Source organism: Dietzia aerolata, assembly GCF_014144865.1.
In the GTDB taxonomy this organism is placed as follows: domain Bacteria; phylum Actinomycetota; class Actinomycetes; order Mycobacteriales; family Mycobacteriaceae; genus Dietzia; species Dietzia aerolata.
Window position 1 is genome coordinate 1 of sequence record NZ_JAALDM010000158.1, and the last position, 17,871, is coordinate 17,871.

14 protein-coding genes and 1 tRNA gene are annotated in these 17,871 nt (G+C 69.0%); 7 read left to right on the top strand and 8 right to left on the bottom strand.

Annotated features, from left to right (window positions below):
• Positions 1–788: aminotransferase class I/II-fold pyridoxal phosphate-dependent enzyme (locus tag G6016_RS10215; RefSeq protein ID WP_182632555.1), on the top strand; the 788-nt coding region annotated here is incomplete at its 5' end.
• 57 nt (positions 789–845) lie between these two features.
• On the opposite strand, the gene G6016_RS10220 is transcribed toward G6016_RS10215, so the two are convergent.
• The 4 genes from G6016_RS10220 to G6016_RS10235 form a co-directional block, all read right to left on the bottom strand.
• Positions 846–2,231 carry a UDP-glucose dehydrogenase family protein gene (locus G6016_RS10220; protein WP_182632556.1) on the bottom strand — a complete coding sequence of 462 codons (1,386 nt, stop codon included), beginning with the start codon at positions 2,229–2,231 and terminating at the stop codon, positions 846–848.
• 387 nt (positions 2,232–2,618) lie between these two features.
• Positions 2,619–3,182, bottom strand: coding sequence for a dCTP deaminase (gene dcd / locus G6016_RS10225; RefSeq protein WP_182632557.1), 564 nt, complete (start codon positions 3,180–3,182; stop codon positions 2,619–2,621).
• Positions 3,163–3,933, bottom strand: a complete 771-nt coding sequence (locus G6016_RS10230) for a hypothetical protein (protein ID WP_182632558.1) — start codon at positions 3,931–3,933, stop codon at positions 3,163–3,165. The genes dcd and G6016_RS10230 overlap by 20 nt, the downstream gene beginning before the upstream one ends.
• Positions 3,934–4,200: 267 nt before the next feature.
• Positions 4,201–5,001 carry a hypothetical protein gene (locus G6016_RS10235; protein WP_182632559.1) on the bottom strand — a complete coding sequence of 267 codons (801 nt, stop codon included), beginning with the start codon at positions 4,999–5,001 and terminating at the stop codon, positions 4,201–4,203.
• Between the two features lie 330 nt (positions 5,002–5,331).
• Here G6016_RS10235 and G6016_RS10240 point away from each other — a divergent pair, with 330 nt between their 5' ends.
• Together G6016_RS10240 and G6016_RS10245 are read left to right on the top strand one after the other, a co-directional pair.
• Complete coding sequence (locus tag G6016_RS10240; protein WP_182632560.1) at positions 5,332–5,643, top strand: hypothetical protein; 312 nt, start codon at positions 5,332–5,334, stop codon at positions 5,641–5,643.
• Positions 5,644–5,782: 139 nt separating this feature from the next.
• Positions 5,783–5,856 (top strand) — tRNA-Gly (locus tag G6016_RS10245).
• Positions 5,857–5,920: 64 nt separating this feature from the next.
• Here the strand turns inward: G6016_RS10245 and G6016_RS10250 are convergent.
• Positions 5,921–7,369, bottom strand: a complete 1,449-nt coding sequence (locus tag G6016_RS10250) for a hypothetical protein (protein WP_182632561.1) — start codon at positions 7,367–7,369, stop codon at positions 5,921–5,923.
• Between the two features lie 239 nt (positions 7,370–7,608).
• Here G6016_RS10250 and G6016_RS10255 point away from each other — a divergent pair, with 239 nt between their 5' ends.
• On the top strand, positions 7,609–9,447 hold the full coding sequence (locus tag G6016_RS10255; RefSeq protein ID WP_182632562.1) for an acyl-CoA dehydrogenase: 1,839 nt from the start codon (positions 7,609–7,611) through the stop codon (positions 9,445–9,447).
• 334 nt (positions 9,448–9,781) lie between these two features.
• On the opposite strand, the gene G6016_RS17685 is transcribed toward G6016_RS10255, so the two are convergent.
• Positions 9,782–11,719: a peptidoglycan binding domain-containing protein gene (locus tag G6016_RS17685; RefSeq protein ID WP_182632563.1), complete on the bottom strand. Its 1,938-nt coding sequence runs from the start codon at positions 11,717–11,719 to the stop codon at positions 9,782–9,784.
• Between the two features lie 324 nt (positions 11,720–12,043).
• Positions 12,044–13,357, bottom strand: a complete 1,314-nt coding sequence (locus G6016_RS10265) for an acetyl-CoA C-acetyltransferase (RefSeq protein ID WP_182632564.1) — start codon at positions 13,355–13,357, stop codon at positions 12,044–12,046.
• A gap of 170 nt (positions 13,358–13,527) precedes the next feature.
• Here G6016_RS10265 and G6016_RS10270 point away from each other — a divergent pair, with 170 nt between their 5' ends.
• The 3 genes from G6016_RS10270 to G6016_RS10280 all read left to right on the top strand — a co-directional run bounded on the left by G6016_RS10270 (position 13,528) and on the right by G6016_RS10280 (position 17,470).
• The gene (locus tag G6016_RS10270) at positions 13,528–14,877 is read left to right on the top strand and encodes a 3-oxoacyl-ACP reductase (protein WP_187354492.1); all 1,350 of its coding nucleotides are present in this window, start codon (positions 13,528–13,530) and stop codon (positions 14,875–14,877) included.
• A 6-nt stretch (positions 14,878–14,883) separates the two neighbouring features.
• A complete protein-coding gene (locus G6016_RS10275; protein ID WP_182632565.1) occupies positions 14,884–15,792 on the top strand; it encodes a MaoC family dehydratase in 909 nt (302 codons plus the stop codon).
• A 418-nt stretch (positions 15,793–16,210) separates the two neighbouring features.
• Positions 16,211–17,470 (top strand): PQQ-dependent sugar dehydrogenase, encoded by a 1,260-nt coding sequence (locus G6016_RS10280; protein WP_182632566.1) that lies wholly within the window; start codon positions 16,211–16,213, stop codon positions 17,468–17,470.
• Between the two features lie 110 nt (positions 17,471–17,580).
• Here G6016_RS10280 and G6016_RS10285 read toward each other — a convergent pair.
• On the bottom strand, positions 17,581–17,871 hold a 291-nt coding region (locus tag G6016_RS10285; protein WP_182632567.1), incomplete at its 5' end, for a fructosamine kinase family protein.

The window sequence follows — 17,871 nt, forward strand, 5'->3', positions numbered from 1 at the left end:
CGGTCCACTACCTCTGCGACGAGGAAGACGACTGGAACCCGTCGCTGGAGGACATCGCCTCCAAGATCACGCCCCGCACCAAGGCGATCGTGGTGATCAACCCCAACAACCCGACGGGCGCGGTGTACTCGCGGGAGGTCCTGCAGGGGATCGTCGACCTGGCCCGCGAGCACAGTCTGCTGATCCTGGCGGATGAGATCTACGACCGGATCATCTACGACGAGGCCCAGCACACCTCCATCGCCACCCTCGCGCCGGACCTGCTCGTGCTGACGTTCAACGGCCTGTCCAAGACGTACCGCGTGGCCGGGTACCGCGCCGGCTGGGTGGCCATCACCGGCCCCAAGGCGCACGCCGCCGGGTTCCTCGAGGGCCTGGAACTACTCGCGTCCACGCGATTGTGTCCCAACGTGCCCGCGCAGCACGCCATCCAGGTGGCCTTGGGCGGGTACCAGTCGATCGATGAGCTCATCGAGCCCGGCGGGCGACTGCACGAGCAGCGCGGCATCGCCTGGGAGAAGCTCAACACCATCCCCGGCGTGAGCTGCGTTCGGCCGATGGGCGCGCTGTACGTGTTCCCGCGGCTCGACCCGGAGGTCCACGAGATCCACGACGACCGCCAGTTCGCCCTGGACCTGCTCGAGCGCGAGCGGATCCTCATCACGCAGGGCACGGGCTTTAACTGGCCGGACCCGGACCATTTCCGGATCGTCACCCTGCCGCCGGCCCGCGACCTGGGCACGGCGATCGAGCGGATCGGCAACTTCCTCAGCTCGTACCGGCAGTAGTGGCGGCCTCGGGCCGGAGCCTGCCAGCGACCCCCGCTCAGGCGGCTGCTCTCGCGCTCAGGCGGTAACGAGGCCCGCGCGCGCCGGGGTGCCGCTGCCAGCACGGACCGGCACGCCGCGTCCGAGTGCGCGGTAGGTCCAGCCGGCCTCGCGCCAGGTGTCGCCGGGCATGCAGTTGCGGCCATCGAGCAGGATGCGCCCGCGCGCCACCTCGGCCACCGCGGCCGGGTCGAGCTCCACGAACTCGGCCCACTCGGTCGCGACCAGTACCACGTCCGCGCCATCGCATGCCTGGAGCGCCGACTCGGCGTAGCCCAGAGTCGGGAACAGCGCCCGGGCATTGTCGAGTGCCTGCGGATCGAACACCACTGTCTGCGCGCCCTTGAGCGAGAGCATCCCGGCCACGTTCAGCGCCGGGGAATCGCGCACGTCATCGGAGTTCGGCTTGAACGCCGCACCCAACACCGCGACCGTCTTACCGATCAGCGTTCCGCCGCACGCCTCGACGGTCAGGTCAACCATCCGCTCGCGGCGCCGCATGTTGATCGAGTCGACCTCACGCAGGAACGTCATCGCCTCATCCGCCCCCAACTCGCCGGCGCGGGCCATGAACGCCCGGATGTCCTTGGGCAGGCAGCCCCCGCCGAAGCCCAGTCCCGCACCGAGGAACCGGCGCCCGATCCGCGGGTCCATCCCGATCGCATCGGCCAGCACCGTCACATCCGCGCCCGCGGCCTCACACACCTCCGACACGGCATTGATGAAGGAGATCTTGGTGGCCAGGAACGCATTCGCGCTGACCTTGACCAGCTCCGAGGTGGCCAGATCGGTGACGATCACCGGGCACGGGTCGGACTCCAGGATCGGCGCGTAGGCCTCGTCGACCAGCTCACGGGCCAGGCTCTGCTCCTGCTCGCCACCGGGCAGTCCGATCACGATCCGGTCCGGGGTCAGCGTGTCCTTGACCGCGAAACCCTCACGCAGGAACTCCGGGTTCCACACGACCTCCGCGCGCACGCCACTGCGAACGTGCCAGTCTGCGATCCCCTGCAGCCGCACCGCCGTCCCCACCGGTACCGTGGACTTGCCCACCAGCACCGCATCGCGGGTCAGCAGCGGCGACAACCGCGCAACCACGTCCTCGACGTAGGTGGTGTCGGCGGCGAACTCACCCTTGCGCTGCGGCGTGCCCACACCAATGAAGTGCAGATCCGCGAACTCGGCGGCCTCCGCGTAGTCGGTGGTGAACTTCAGCCGGCCCGAGTCCACGTGCTTGCGCAGGATCTCCGGCAGTCCCGGCTCGTAGAACGGCACCTCGCCCCGGCGCAATCGTTCGATCTTCGCCTCGTCGACATCCACCCCCAAAACCTCGTGGCCCAACTCGGCCATGCAAGCGGCGTGGGTGGCGCCGAGGTATCCGGTCCCGAACACGGTCATACGCATAACGCTTGTCTATCGGTCTGAGGCGACGGCCCAGGAAAAGCTCGGTGAACGCCGGACGAGAGTTCGGGGCCGGGTTGGGGACGCTGCCTCACCTGCTGTTCAACAAGCCAAATTCCCCGTGACGCCGCCGCCACGGGACTGCCGACACGGGACTGCCGACACGGGGCCGCCACCACGGACGCCGCTGCCACGGGCGCGCCAGAAATCGCCTCACCGAACCGCGCGCGCATCGAGAAGTGAGTTCGGCACAGCCCTACTCGGCCGATGTAGGCCGAACCCACTTGGCGACGCGATCAACGCGGAAGCCGGCACTGAATCGAGCGCAGACCACCGCCTACGCATGCCACCGCCCGCGCCGGCACGCGCCGGCCCGTGCCCGCCCACGCTCTACTGAAAGTTCAGGTACGCCTTCGACGCGGTCGGCCCGCGCTGCCCCTGATACTTGGAGCCCATCGCGGAACTGCCGTACGGATTCTCGGCGGGGCTGGACAGCCGGAACAGGCACAGCTGGCCGATCTTCATGCCGGGCCACAGAGTGATGGGCAGGTTTGCGACATTGGACAGCTCGAGCGTGATGTGCCCGCCGAAGCCGGGGTCGATGAATCCGGCGGTCGAGTGCGTCAGCAGCCCCAGCCGCCCGAGCGAGGACTTGCCCTCCAGCCGCCCCGCCAGGTCATCGGGCAGCTCCAGCCGCTCGAGCGTGGCGCCGAGGACGAACTCGCCCGGGTGCAGCACGAACGGATCCCCGTCGGCCACTTCGACGAGCTCGGTCAGCTCGTCCTGCTGCTGCGCGGGGTCGATGTGCGTGTACCGCGAGTTGTTGAACACGCGGAACATGTTGTCGAGCCGCACGTCGATACTCGACGGCTGGATCAGCGACGGGTCGAGCGGGTCGATCCCGAGCCGTCCGTCGGCGAGCTCGGATCGGAGGTCACGGTCGGAGAGCAGCACGATCCATAGGGTACCGGGGCCCGCCCGCGAGCAATCGGATCTGGGTCCCCAACTCGCCCACCTCGCTGCAGGCTTCGGCGAACGGGATCCGCTGGCGGTGGATGTTGTCGTCGCGGTCGGTGAACTCGAGGTCCACGCCGGCGCGGTCGATCCCGACCAGCAGGGGGCGTTGCGCGGGCAGGCAGCGGCACACGCGCATGGCGATCCGCGGGACGATGCGGCACCGCGGGTCGTTGAGGTGGTCGAGCCAGTGCCCCTCCAGGTCGGCGAAGGGGTCGGGGCCGGAGGTCGCCATGTCGTCGGGCTCGATGGTGGTGACGCCGTCGTGGTCGGTGAGGACGATCTGTTCGGCGCGGAGCCGCACCAGGGCGATGTCGTCGCCGATGCCGAGGAGGGAATGGTCGGGAAGATCAACCGCGATGTGGGTGGCGACGTGGCGTTGTGCGTGCGTGCCCGGCAGTTCGACCCGGCCTTCGACGACGACGACGCGGCGGCACCGCCCGTCCGCGACCCCTCCGAGGATGACGTCCAGGACCTCGAGCCGGGCGCGCACTCCCCCGGCGGTGATCGTGGCCGCGTCGGCCATTCCTATTGCTAGCCAGAAGTCATTGGTGCCGGGGGCGTGATGGGCGAGGTGCACGGTGGCGATCGGGGCGGCGGTCCCGGCGCTGAGCATCGCGCGGGCGCAGCGGCGGAGTGCGGATCCGGCGCGCTCGGCGGGTTCGGGGACGGGCCCCACCAGTGATCGCATGGGGTAGAGCCCCTCTCGTGGTTGACGTCTCCTGAAAGCATTTCCCGGCCCGTCCCGGCGCCTCAGGGATTGGCGCCGGAACGGTCCGGGGGCGGGGACGTGACTACCCGCGAAAAACAACTTAGGTAAGGCTCACCTATAAATCAAGAGCTTCCTCGAAATCAGTCCAAAAATTTTTCGCGGACGCTCCGGAAATGACGCGTGGCCGGCCCCCGCTCGTGCGGGAGGCCGGCCACGGAAAGTCGGTCGGGTGCGGGCGTGATCGCCTCAGGCGCCGAGCAGCGCCAGCTCGTGTCGCAGCGACTCGGTGTCGCGACAGACCTGCGAGAACGGCACGCGGATGATGTCGCGGAATCCGCCTCCGGAGGCGTCCACGGCGAGGTCCAGGCCGTGACCGTCGATCCCGATCACGCGCGGGTCGGTGCCGGCGATCTGCCGACCGGACCGCAGCACGAGCCGGGCCGCGAATCCGTCGTCCGCGCCGATCCGGCGCAGCCACACCTGCTCGTCCACACCGATCGGATCGACGGCCGCCGCCGCGAGATCCGTGCGGGAGACCATGTCCACCCCCTCGGCGCCGAGGTAGGTGATCTCGAGCGGCTGCAGTTCGTTCAGCCGTATGGAGCCGAGGTCGCCGCCGGCCCCCATCGGGCCACCGTCCGCGGCCACGAGACGTCGTCGTGCATCGGATGACGCGGTGACGATTCCCGAGAGCGTGACGATTCCGCGGACGACGCTGCAGTCGTCGTCGCACCCTTCGGGCCGTGCCACGTGCCGACCGTCCAGCGCGAACGACGGTCGCGGGGCCGACTTCCGGCAGCGTCCCGTGCAGACGGCGTCGGGGATCTCAACGGTCGCCGAGGCACCGACGGCTGCCATCCGGGCCCCGTCTCCGACCTCGCGGGACATGCCGCTGACGTCCACGACGAGCACCACCACGCCGTCGTCCCGCACCCGTGCCGAGCGCAGTGGTCGACGGAGGATTCCGGCCTCGACCGTCCCGGACGCGCCACGGGCGAGAACCGTGCGCACGCGCTCGGCGATGGGCCGCGCAGTCACGTCGTTCATCGGATTCCTCCTGGGCTCCGCTGGTGTCCGCTGGCCGGCTGTCCGGCTCCCTATACGTACGTCCACATCTATTAAGCGCCCTGGCGACCCAAAATGCTACCCGCCAGTAACTAAACCTTTGGTGAACCTGGACACACCCCCGTTCCCTGCGCGCCACACAGCGTTTTCCAGCGACTATCCGGCGGCCACACGCGGAGTCGGAGGCGAGCCCTCCGACCACCCCGCGGCGAGCATCCGCCGGCCCACCCACCGGCCCGCCAGCGGCGATCACTGGCCCCGGCACGGGGTGCTGATGTGCACCGACCCATGCTGACGTGGTCAAATGAGCCCATGGACGAGTTCAGGGAAGAGCCCTCCAAGTACGTGTGGCGCTGGACCAAATGGTCGTGGGTCTGCGTGGGGCTGGGTGTTCTCATCGTGCTGATGGGCGTCACCAGCTACATGTCCGTTGTTCCGTGGATCATCGGCGGAATCGCGATGGCGGTGATCGGTGGCGTGGCCTTCGGCTTCGTCCCGCGTGCGTCACTGAACCAGCCCAAGCGGCCCATGACCGCGGGCGCGCGTCGCAAGGCTGCGGCGGCCCAGGCCCAGGCCCGGGCGCAGAAGAGCGCCGACCCCAAGCCGGACGCGGGTCACAAGTAGGCGGCACCGGCGCACCTCGCCCGCGCCAATGGCCCCGCCGGCGCAGCGCGGCCGGCTGGCCGTGCTAACCTGAACCAGCCTTCACGGGCACTGTGATCGATGGCATCAACGCTCGATTTCCGCACGTGAAATGCACAATGCCGATGTAGTTCAATGGTAGAACTTCTGCTTCCCAAGCAGACAGCGCGGGTTCGATTCCCGTCATCGGCTCCAGAAAGAAGTCCCGGATCCTCGCAGTGGCGAAGGTCCGGGACTTCTGCTTTGCGCGGCCGATCGGCTAGGTCAGCCTGTTGCTGCCCTCACTGCTACTTCCACCGCGTCGGCGCAGGCGCTGGAATCCCGGGATGCCGTTCAATGCCTCGAGGCAGTTGTTGGCCACCACCAGGATCTCGGAGAGCTCCGGCGCCACCGAATCGAGCGACCTGACGATCGGCAGGACGTCCGACTCGACCGACTGGATGATCGCCGGCAGGTTGTCGATCACCTCGAGGACCGCCTCGAATTCCTTCGTGTCCACCTTGTCGGTGACCCGGGTGACGACGGGGACGAGCTTGGTCGAGACGTCGTCGGCCACCACCAGCAGTTCGGTGACCCGGTTGGCCACCACCCTCGCCTGCTCGGCGCGTACGCCCTCCTCGAGAAGCAGTTCCTCGAGGACAGGGCGCACCGCGCCGATAGTGGACTCCACGAAATCGAGTGAGGGTGCCACCCGTGCGACGAGCTGCTCGGCCTCCCCCACGGTCTCGCCTACGCGCACGACCATGCTCTCGGCATCGCCGACGGTCGACCCGACCCGCAGCACGAGCCCCTCGGCGTCGCCGACGGTCGAATCCACGCGCAGCACCAGGCCTTCGGCCGTGCCGACCGTCTCGCCCACCCGATGGACGAGCTGGTCCGCACCATCGGCCGTCGACCCGATCCGCAGTACGAGGCCTCCCACGTCGTCGACAGTCGAGTCGACTCGTAGCACCAGCTCGTCGGCGGCGCCGACCGTGTCGCCCACTCGCAGGACGAGCCCTTCTGCGTCTCCGACGGTCGTCGCCACCCGCTTGACGAGTTCCTCGGCGTCGCCCACCGTCGAGTCCACCCGCAGCACCAGGCCTTCCGCCGTGCCAACGGTCTCTCCGACTCGGACGATGAGCCCCTCGGCATCACCAACCGCCGAATCGACGCGAAGCACCAGGCCCTCGGCGGTGCCGACTGTCTCACTCACCCGCTGGACCAGCTGCTCGACGTCGCCGACGGTGGAATCCACGCGCACCACGAGGCCCTCGGCGTCGCCGACCGCGGACTCGACACGAAGCACCAGCCCCTCGACAGCGCCGGCCACGGTCTCCACGCGGCCGACGATGGGCTCGACCCGGTCGACGACCGGTTCCACCCGGTCCACCGCGATCTCCACCCTGCCGATGATCACCTCGGCAGCACCCACCGCAAGTTCCGCGCGGGAGACGGTCCGCCCGACGCGGGCGAGTGTCTCGTCGACCTCGTCCACGGACTTCGCGGCGGCCAGGATGAGCTGATCCACCGCGGCGACGGCGCGCTCCACGTTGTCGACGATCGAATTGACCCTGGCCACGATCAGTTCGGCGTCCTCCAAAAGGAGCGCGATGCGGGCCGGGATGGACAGCATGTACTGGGCGACCCGGATCTCCCACGCGATGAGCCTGGTCGCCGCACCAACAACGGACGACGGGCCCGGGAACCGGGGCTGAATCTCTGCCATACGCCGATGATGCCCCACATAGACCTCTCGCATGACCAGCACAGACGTCTCACATTCTCCGTAGCATGCTGTCGGATCAGGAAAAACAGAGCCTTCCCTCACCTTGGACTGTTGACCGACAACGGTTTAACATCTGTTTTGTTACTGGCCAGTAGGTTCCGGCATTGCACCGCTACCTGCGCGAACCCGGCCAGCACGACCAACTGCATGACACCGCACTCCGATCGGAGAAGACCGCTATGGGTCATTACAAGAGCAACGTCCGGGATCTCGAGTTCAACCTCTTCGAGGTCCTGAAAATCAACGAGGCACTGGACGCCGGCGAGTTCGGCGACATGGACACTGAGACCGCCAAGGGCATCCTCGCCGAGGTCCAGACGCTGACCGAGGGCCCGGTTGCCGAATCCTTCGCCTCCGCGGACCGCAACCCGCCGGTCTTCGATCCGGAGACGCACTCGGTGTCGATCCCCGAGGACTTCAAGAAGTCGTTCGCCGCCTGGTACGACGCCGGCTACACCCTCATGGGCCTGCCCGACGACCTCGGCGGCATGCCGTCCCCGCGCAGCCTGGTCTGGGCCACCGGCGAGATGATGCTCGGCGCGAACCCGGCCGCCTACATGTACTCGGCCGGCCCGTCCTTCGCCGCGGTGATGTACGAGAACGGCACCGAGGAGCAGAAGAAGTGGGCCGCCACCTGTGTCGAGCGCGGCTGGGGCGCCACCATGGTGCTGACCGAGCCGGACGCCGGCTCGGACGTGGGCGCGGGCCGCACCAAGGCCGTCCAGCAGGATGACGGCTCGTGGCACATCGAGGGCGTGAAGCGCTTCATCACCTCGGCCGACGCGGACGACATGTTCGAGAACACCTTCCACCTGGTGCTGGCCCGCCCCGAGGGCGCCGGCCCGGGCACCAAGGGTCTGTCGCTGTTCTTCGTGCCGAAGTTCCACTTCGACTTCGAGACCAACGAGATGGGCGAGCGCAACGGCGTGTTCGTCACCGGCGTCGAGCACAAGATGGGCCTGAAGGTCTCCACCACGTGTGAGGTCACCTTCGGTGGCCACGGCGTCCCGGCCAAGGGCTGGATGGTCGGCGGTAACGAGCTCAACCAGGGCATCCGCCAGATGTTCGACGTCATCGAGCACGCCCGCATGATGGTCGGCACCAAGGCCATCTCCACGCTGTCGACCGGCTACCTCAACGCGCTCGAGTTCGCCAAGGAGCGCGTCCAGGGCGGCGACATGGCGGAGATGGCGGACAAGAACGCCCCGCGCGTCACCATCACCCACCACCCGGACGTCCGCCGTGCGCTGATCCGCCAGAAGGCGTTCGCCGAGGGCCTGCGCGCCGTGTACATGTACACCGCCGCCCACCAGGACGAGACCATCGCCGCGCGCGTCTCGGGCGCCGACGCCGAGATGGCCCACCGCGTCAACGACCTGCTGCTGCCGATCGTCAAGGGCGTCGGTTCGGAGCGGGCCTACGAGCTGCTCACCGAGTCGCTGCAGACCTTCGGCGGCTCCGGCTTCCTGCAGGATTACCCGATCGAGCAGTACATCCGTGACGCCAAGATCGACTCGCTGTACGAGGGCACCACGGCCATCCAGGCGCAGGACTTCTTCTTCCGCAAGATCGCCCGTGACCGCGGCACCGCCGTGGGCCACGTGTCGGCGCAGCTCAAGAAGTTCCTGGAGAACGACGCCTCGAACGGCCAGCTGGCCGCCGAGCGCGAGCTCCTCGCGACCGCCATGGCCGATGTCGAGGCCATGATCGCCACCTGCTTCGAGCACCTGATGGCCGCGCAGGAGGACCCCAAGCGCCTCTACACCATCGGCCTCGCTTCGGTGCGCGTGCTGATGGGCTTCGGCGACCTGGTCATGGGCTGGCGTCTGCTGGAGGGCGCGGAGGTCGCGCTCGGTGCCCTCGAGGGTGCCGACGACGACGACAAGGCCTTCTACAACGGCAAGATTGCGGCCGCCCGCTGGTTCGCCGCGAACGAGCTCCCGCTGCTCACCGCCACGCGCGGAATTGTCGCCGGCATGAGCAACGACCTCATGGAGCTGGACGAGGCCGCGTTCTGATCCAGCGCACCCTGCTCAGGCCCCGCGCCTGAGCGAGCCACCGGGCCCCGCGTCGACACCGACGCGGGGCCCGCTGCTATCTCACGCCCACTGCCGCCTCACTCCCGCACCGCTGACCCAGCGCCCTCACATCCCGCGATGCCCACCGCGCCCAGCGGTTGCACGACATCACCTCCCAGTCGCAAGACATTTGGTACGAAATCCAAGCCTGACATCGCACCAAATGACATGCAGCCCGCGGTGCATGTCTTGCAGCTGAGGCCGGACGGGACGGGGCGCGACCCAGTGCGGCCCGGCGCGGCGGAAGGACTCGCGGGGCGAGGCGAGGCGAGCGTCAGTTACCGGGCAGGCCCGGGATTCCGGGGATCTCGATTCCCGGCAGGCCCGGGATCTGGATGGGCGGCGGGCCCGGCGCGGGGGCATCGTCGTCGTCGCGCCCGGGCGCCGGCGGGGCTTCCACCCGGCACTCGATCCGGTCGCTCGGCGGGTAGGTCGAGCTGAAATTGTCGGTGCTGACCCGGTCCTCGCCACGCATCACGACGCGGGTCACGTTCACTGTGAAGCCCTCCTCGCCGTCCGTCGGCGTACATCCGGCGGTGGTGACGATCCGTGTCCGCGGCGGCTTGATGTCGGTGCGCGGGGAGGTGGAGATCGTGACGTCGTACTCGGGCGTGCCCCAGAGCTTGACGGTCACCGAACTGCCGGTGGCGTAGGCGTCGATGACCAGGGCGGTGCCCTGCGCATTGCGGAACGACACGTCCGACGAGGCGGTGGCGTCACGGCCGACGGGGAATGCCGGGTTGTCGACTCCGCGGTCGTTGCTCTGAATGTCCTGGGTGCCGGCCTCCAGTGCTGCGTTGAACAGTGCGGTGGCCACGGCGTCGGCGGAGGTGTTCCCGGACACGAGCCCGGTGACGTCCTTCATGGAGAACGTCTCGCCGGCGGGGATGAACTGTCCGGCCAGGGCGGCGATCATCGACTGGGCCTGGCCGTTGGCGCCCACAGCGACGGTGAACTCGCCGACGGGGGCGCGGATGCCGGCCTTCTCGGCGTCCTCGGTGCTCAGTTCCGGATCGCGGCCCACGTAGCTGACGGGCATGACCCGCGGGCCCTCGACGTCGGTGAGCTGGCCCGGAAGTGCTCCGAGCAGTGGCCCCCACTCGACGGTGCGGCCCTTGACTGCGGGCACGACCGAGGCCGAGTTGCCGCTGAAGGAGAAGGAGGCGTCCTTGCCCTCCTGCTCGGTGTCGGCGAGCAGCGGTTCGAGAAGTCCCTTCGCGGCGTCGGCGTCGAAGCGCGGCGCGAGCACCGAGCCGTCGCGGACGAAGGTCAGGTACTCGCCGATCCGGTCCCGCGGGAAGACGACCGGCACGGCGTTCGGATCGTCGCGCTCGATCATCTCGATCTCGCGCTCGGACGGGTTGGCGGCGGGCTGCCCGGGGGCGGGCGGCGGGGCCGGCATCCGGGTGGTGATGGTCTCGAGAGGCGGTTCGGTGCCATCGGGCGCGAGCCGCGACGCCATGAGGGTGACGTCCTCGGAGGCCGCGGGTTCGGCGATGTCCCGAATGAGGGCACGCACCTGGTCGGCGTCGGTCTCGGTGGGGGTGTAGATGACCGGCAGGTCCACGCCGTCGTCGTTGAGCCAGTTCTCCAGCACGGCCTCGCGGGAATTCTCGATCTCCAGGCGCTGCCCGTCGAGCGGGATCGCCGACTTGACCTCGGCCTGGTCGAACCAGATGGCACCCTCGCGGGGCTCGAAGTCCGCCTGCAGCGCCAGTCGCTCGAGGAAGCTGGTGAGTCGCTCGTCCGGGATGACGCTCGCGATGCCCACCTCATGCTTGAAGAACAGGCTGAAGAAACGCGTGAACGGGTTGAGCGGTTGTTCGCCCGCCCGGTCGAGGGTGCCCTGCCAGTCGACGCTCAGTCCGACGGCCTGGGGGTCCAGCGTCGTCGACACCACTCCGGCGCGAAGGTCCACCTCGTCGTCGACCTTCGGGCCCAGTTCCCTGATCAGTAGTTGTTCGGCGTCGGCGGTCTTCATCCCACCTACGTCGATTCCGGCGACCTCGGTGCCGCGTGGAACGCGGCCGATGGAGTGGACCAGGTCGAATCCGTAGAGGACCGCCAGTCCCATGAAGATTCCGACGGCGGTGTAAATCCAGCGTGAGCGCACCCGATAGCCGCGCCGTTCGGACGCACCAGGCATCGGGGCCGCACCCTCGATCTCGACGGGGCGGGCCGAGCCCTCGTCGTGGGTGGTGGAATCATCCACGCGCTCTCACGCTCCTCACGGGTGGCAGCACCTGCCGGGCGCAGCTCCGGCGTCGACGATGTTCTTCGGCGGCGGTAGCTGTGTGAGCCGACCGGCACTCCCCCAATACCACTGTGGGTCCACTATGGCGGACCCGTACCGATGAGCGCAGCCCCCGCGCCGGACGCGGGGGCTGCACAGTGCCACGTGTTATGCCCGTGGCCTCCTCGGCTGAGGATACTTTCATCCTGCCTGTCGATGGGGTCGACAGGCCGTGCGTTCAGGTCAGATCTCGGCTCAGAGCCCGACCCGGCGCCCTACTCAGCGCTCACTCGAGCGACTGACTCAGCGCTCGACGATCGCGGTGACGCCCTGGCCGCCAGCGGCACAGATCGAGATGAGCGCGCGGCCCGATCCCTTCTCCTCGAGCATCTTGGCGGTGGCGGCCAGGATGCGCGCGCCGGTCGCGGCGAACGGGTGGCCGGCCGCGAGCGAGGAGCCGTTGACGTTGAGCTTGCTGCGGTCGATCGAGCCCAGCGCCTTGTCCAGGCCGAGACGCTCGGTGCAGTACTCCTCGGACTCCCAGGCGGCGAGGGTGGCCAGGACCTGCGAGGCGAAGGCCTCGTGGATCTCGTAGAAGTCGAAGTCCTGCAGGGTCAGACCGTTGCGCTCGAGCAAGCGCGGCACCGCGTAGGTGGGGGCCATGAGCAGGCCGTCCGGGGTGCGGCCGTCGTGGCCGTGGATGAAGTCGACGGCGGCGGTCTCGGAGTCCACCAGGTAGGCGCGGACCGGGAGCTTGTTCTCGGCGGCCCACTCCTCGCTGGCCAGCAGCACCGCGGAGGCGCCGTCGGTGAGCGGGGTGGAGTTGCCGGCCGTCATGGTGGCCTCGGTGCCGTGGGCCTCGGCGTCGCGCTTACCGAAGACCGGCTTGAGCCCCCCGAGCTTCTCCTCGGAGGAGTCGGGACGCAGGTTGTCGTCACGCGGCACACCGAGGTACGGGGTGACCAGGTCGTCCTGGAAGCCGGACTCGTAGGAGGCGGCGAGGTTGCGGTGGCTGGTGGCGGCCAGGGCGTCCTGGTCCTCGCGGGTCACGCCCAGCTCGCGGGCGGTGATCGCGGCGTGCTCGCCCATCGACAGTCCGGTGCGCGGCTCGGCGTTCTGCGGCTGCTCGGGGACGATCGCCTGCGGCCGGATGTCGCCCAGCAGCTTGATGCGGTCGATGTTGGTCTTGGCGGCCGAGACCTTGATGAGGATCTTTCGCAGGTCGTCGTTCACGGCGAGCGGGGCGTCCGAGGTGGTGTCGGAGCCGCCGGCGATGCCGGAGTCGATGCGGCCCATGGCGATCTGGTCGCCGATCTGGATCGCGGTGGCCAGGCCGGTGCCGCAGGCCTGCTGCACGTCGTAGGCCGGCGTGTAGGAGTCGAGCACCGAGCCGATGACGGACTCACGGGTGAGGTTGAAGTCGCGCGCGTGCTTGAGCACCGCACCGGCGGCGACGGCGCCGATCTTCTTGCCCTGCAGGTTGTACCGGGCAGCCAGGCCGTCGATCGCGGCGGTGAGCATGTCCTGGTTGGAGGCGTCCGCGTACTTGCCGTTCGAGCGCGCGAAGGGAATTCGGTTGCCGCCGACGATGGCGACCTTGCGGGGGCTGGTGGTCACGTGTGTCACTCCCGTTATTTGTTCTCGGTATCCGGTGGCCCAAAGCGCGGCCCAACGAGTATTGTTACTCGCGAGTAAGTTACTTGTCGACCCCGCACTACCGAATCAATACCATCGAATCGGCACCGGCACGACCCCGAACTATCGAAACTCTCCAGGAGATGATCGCCATGGCACAGGGCAACCTCGACCTCTACTCCCAGTTCGTCACCTCGGCCCCCGGGTCGTTCATCGCCGGCAAGGTCGGCCTCCCGCAGCCGGAGCAGCTCCGTCGCTACGAGGAGGGTCAGCCCGCGCTGCACGGCCCCGTGCTGATCGGCGGCGAGGGCCGCCTGGCCGAGCCCGTGCGCGACATGCTGCAGGGTGACTACGAGATCGCCGGCGCGGACGCCGAGGGCAAGTTCGCGGGCCTCGTGTTCGACGCCACCTCCGCGCGCCGCCCGGAGGACCTCAAGGCCATGTTCGAGTTCTTCAACCCGGTCGTGCGTCGCGTCGCCCCGAGCGGCCGCGTCGTGGTCCTGGGCACCATCCCGGAGGAGACGGGTTCGGTCGAGGAGCGCATCGCGCAGCGCGCGCTGGAGGGCTTCACCCGCTCGCTGGCCAAGGAGATGAAGCGCGGCGCGACCGTGCAGCTCGTGTACGTCTCCGCTGATGCGGACACCGGCGCCTCGGGCCTGGAGTCGACCCTGCGGTTCATCCTGTCCGGCAAGTCGGCCTACGTCGACGGCCAGGTCTTCACCGTGGGCGCCGGCGCGGCCACCGCTCCCGCCTCGTGGGATCGCGCGCTCGAGGGCAAGGTCGCCGTCGTCACCGGCGCGGCCCGCGGTATCGGCGCGGAGATCGCGGCGGTCCTGTCCCGCGACGGCGCGCACGTGATCTGTGCCGACATCCCGGCCGCCGGCGAGTCGCTCACGGCCACCGCCAACAAGGTCGGCGGCACCGCCCTGCCGCTGGACGTCACCGCCACGGACGCCGCCGAGGTGCTGGCCCAGCACGTCAAGGAGCGTCACGAGGGCACGATCGACATCCTGGTCCACAACGCCGGTATCACCCGTGACAAGACCCTGGCCGGCATGGACGCCGCCCGCTGGGATTCGGTCATGGCGGTCAACATCATCGCGCCGGAGCGCATCACGGCCGAGCTGGTCGAGAAGGGCGTGCTGGGCGAGGGCTCGCGCGTCGTGGGCGTCGCCTCCACGTCCGGCATCGCCGGCAACCGTGGCCAGACCAACTACGCCGCGTCCAAGGCGGGCGTCATCGGCTTCGTCGACGGCGCCTCCGCCGAGCTGGCGTCCAAGAAGATCACGGTCAACGCGGTCGCGCCGGGCTTCATCGAGACCCAGATGACCGCCGCGATCCCGTTCGCCACCCGCGAGGCCGGCCGCCGCATGAACTCGATGCAGCAGGGCGGTCAGACGGTCGACGTGGCCGAGACCATCGCCTACTTCGCCAGCCCCGCCTCGTCCGCGATCACCGGCAACACGATCCGCGTGTGTGGCCAGATGCTGCTGGGCGCGTGATCTGACATGGAGTACACCAAGCTTTCGGCCATCCCCAATCTGCTGTCGCAATACGGCAAGGCCGCGATCGGGTCGGTTCCGGTCGTCGGTGGCAGCCGTGACGCCACGTCGCTGCCCGCCAAGGGCGTCGAGGTCTCGGGCGTGAAGGTGGATGTGGCCAATCTGGCCGCGTACACGAGCGTCTGTGGACTGCGCCTGGGTGACGCTCTGCCGCTGACCTACCCGTTCACGCTGTCGTTCCCGCTGACCATGCAGCTCATGCTGGATCCGGGTTTCCCGTTCCCGGCGATGGGTGCGGTCCACCTGCGCAACGAGATCACCTCGCGCCGCGCCCTGCGCGTCGGTGACGAGTTGACCATCCGGTCGCACGCGGAGAACCTGCGCGAGCACCCGTCGGGCCTGTTGGTCGACGTTGTCACGGAGATCAGAACCGGTGACGACGACGAGGCCGCTTGGACCCAGCGCGCGAGCATGTTGACCAAGCGCCGTACCTCGCTGACTCCGGCCAAGGATGCAACCAGGCCGGAAAAGCCCGCTCCGCCGACCGCCAATGAGATCGGCGATCCCACGGTGGTGCAGTCGGTCGACGAGAAGCAGATCGCGGAGTACGCGGCCGTGTCTGGCGACCGCAACCCGATCCACGTCTCCGGCGTCGGCGCCCGGGCGTTCGGTTTCCCCAACGTGATCGCCCACGGCATGTGGACGGCGGCGACGCTGCTGGGCACGGTCGAGGGCGCGATCCCGGAGCAGGCCCGCTACACGGTGGAGTTCGGTAAGCCGGTCGTGCTGCCGGCCAAGCTGGGCATCTACGCCCGCGGCGCGGTCGCTGCGGCCGATCCGGCCTGGACCATCACGGTGCGCAACCCCAAGAAGTTGGGAACGGTGCACGCCACGGCCACCATCGAGGCGCTCTGAGGTGTAGCCCGCACGGCTGAGCCGTGATCTCCCGAGACCGTGACCCCGTCATCGCGACGAGGTCACGGTCTCGCTCTTTTCTCGCCTCCGCCCCGCCCCGCCTCCGCCCCGCCCCGCCTCCGCACCGTCGGCCGGGCGCCGCGACCGCCCCTCGATCGACCCATCCGGCCTCGACCTGCCCATCTGTTCACGACTTGCCCATCCGGCGACGTCCTGCCCATCCGGTCACGACCTACCTATCGGGCCCCATAGGCACTTCGTATTCGGATAGGCAAGATGAGATCCGATAGGCAACTTGCAGTCCGAGGCGGCTACCCGCGCGCGAAGGCGAGACCGTCCGTAGCGTTCCGGTGTCGCCGCATCTCCGGGGCACCTAGATTTGACGGGACGGTGACCGTTTCCCATCCCAGGAGTACCGATGACGCTCGAGCCCGCCCGTTCCACCACCCCGCTCCGCGGCTCAGCCGTCTCGCGAACCCTGTCCGCCACGGCAATCGCCGCGGCCGTGACCATGGCGGTCCCGCTCACCGCGTGTGCGCAGAGTATGCTCCCGGGCGGCGGACCGATCACCGGCTCCAACACCGACTCGCTCGGTTCGCTCGCCCCCGAGACCCCGCTCGCCCCGGGGCCGGAGGTCTCGGTGGACGTCCTGGCCGACGGACTCACCATCCCGTGGGATGTGGTCCGCGATCCCAGTGGGGTCGTCGTCACCGGCGAGCGCGGTTCCGGCACACTCCATGCGATCCATCCTGATGAGTCCCGGACCACCATCGATGCCGATCTGGGCGAGGTGTTCGCCGAGGCCGAGAGCGGACTGATGGGTCTCGCGCTGGCGCACGACTTCGAGACCTCCCGCGAGGTCTACACCTGTCACTCGTCCGCTGACCACAGTGACAACCGGATCACCGCCTGGACCGCGGCCGACGACTGGTCGGCACTCACGGACCCGCAGGTGCTCGTCTCCGACATCCCCCTCAGCGAAGGCGGGCTCCACTCCGGCTGCCGCATCCTCGCGCACTCGGACGGCACGCTCTACATCGGTACAGGCGACGCGTTCACGGGTCCGGCCCCGCAGGACCCCAACTCCCTGTCCGGCAAGATCCTGCACATCAAGCGCGATGGCACCACCGCCGTCAAGAACCCCATCGCGGGCGCGCCCTCCAACTCCCCGGTGCTGACGTTCGGGCATCGCAACGTGCAGGGCCTCGCCGCACAGCCCGGCACCAATCGCATCTACTCCGCGGAGCATGGCCCGTCTGTCGACGACGAGGTCAACCTCGTCACCGCCGGCGGAAACTACGGGTGGAACCCGAATCGTGGTGGGCAGTACAACCAGGACGTACCCATGACGGACGCCCGCGCGTTCCCTGACGCGGTGCCGGCCGTGTGGAGCTCCGGCGCGCCGACGCTCGCGCCCGGCGGAATGGCATTCCTCGATGGCGAGGCGTGGGGCGAATGGAACGGCGCGATCGCGGTGGCGATGCTCAAGACCAAGCAGATCGTGCTGTTGAAGCTGTCCCCGGACGGCAACTCGGTCACCGAGATGGCGACCCTGCTGCGGGATGAGCACGGCCGGATGCGCTCGATCACGTCCGAGCCGGATGGCTCGCTACTGGTGACGACGTCCGACGGTAGCGGCCAGGATGAGGTCCTCCGGGTCAGCCCCGGCGCCGAATAACGCCGACGCCCGGCCCCCGAACCAGTCGCGCAGGTCCGCAGAGTCGCTAAGTCGCTGGACCAGCTGCGGCGCAGGGCTGCTGGGCAGCAGCTTCGCAGAGCGACTACGCCTCAGAGCCGCAGCACCGCGCGGGCGGCGTCGGTGAGCGCCACAGCGTAGCCGGCGCCGTGGCCAGCCGAATGGGTGGCGAGCGGGTGTAACTGATGTAGCGGCACCCGGTCGCGCCAACCCGCGGTCAACGGGTGCGCCTCGTCGTAGCCGGCCAGGATGCGCTCGAGGTGCGGGGCGCCGAACAGGGCGAGCATCGCCAGGTCCGTCTCGCGGTGCCCACCGTGGGCGGCGGGGTCGATGAGAACGGCCTCCACCTCGGCGCCGCGCGCGTCGCCCGGCCCGACAACCCG

Bases quoted from the DNA above. Each gene is read 5' to 3' on its own strand.
- G6016_RS10220 (WP_182632556.1), bottom strand. From the start codon at position 2,231: ATGCGTATGACCGTGTTCGGGACCGGATACCTCGGCGCCACCCACGCC.
- G6016_RS10230 (WP_182632558.1), bottom strand. From the start codon at position 3,933: ATGCGATCACTGGTGGGGCCCGTCCCCGAACCCGCCGAGCGCGCCGGA.
- G6016_RS10235 (WP_182632559.1), bottom strand. From the start codon at position 5,001: ATGAACGACGTGACTGCGCGGCCCATCGCCGAGCGCGTGCGCACGGTT.
- G6016_RS10240 (WP_182632560.1), top strand. From the start codon at position 5,332: ATGGACGAGTTCAGGGAAGAGCCCTCCAAGTACGTGTGGCGCTGGACC.
- G6016_RS10250 (WP_182632561.1), bottom strand. From the start codon at position 7,369: ATGGCAGAGATTCAGCCCCGGTTCCCGGGCCCGTCGTCCGTTGTTGGT.
- G6016_RS10255 (WP_182632562.1), top strand. From the start codon at position 7,609: ATGGGTCATTACAAGAGCAACGTCCGGGATCTCGAGTTCAACCTCTTC.
- G6016_RS10270 (WP_187354492.1), top strand. From the start codon at position 13,528: ATGGCACAGGGCAACCTCGACCTCTACTCCCAGTTCGTCACCTCGGCC.
- G6016_RS10275 (WP_182632565.1), top strand. From the start codon at position 14,884: ATGGAGTACACCAAGCTTTCGGCCATCCCCAATCTGCTGTCGCAATAC.
- G6016_RS10280 (WP_182632566.1), top strand. From the start codon at position 16,211: ATGACGCTCGAGCCCGCCCGTTCCACCACCCCGCTCCGCGGCTCAGCC.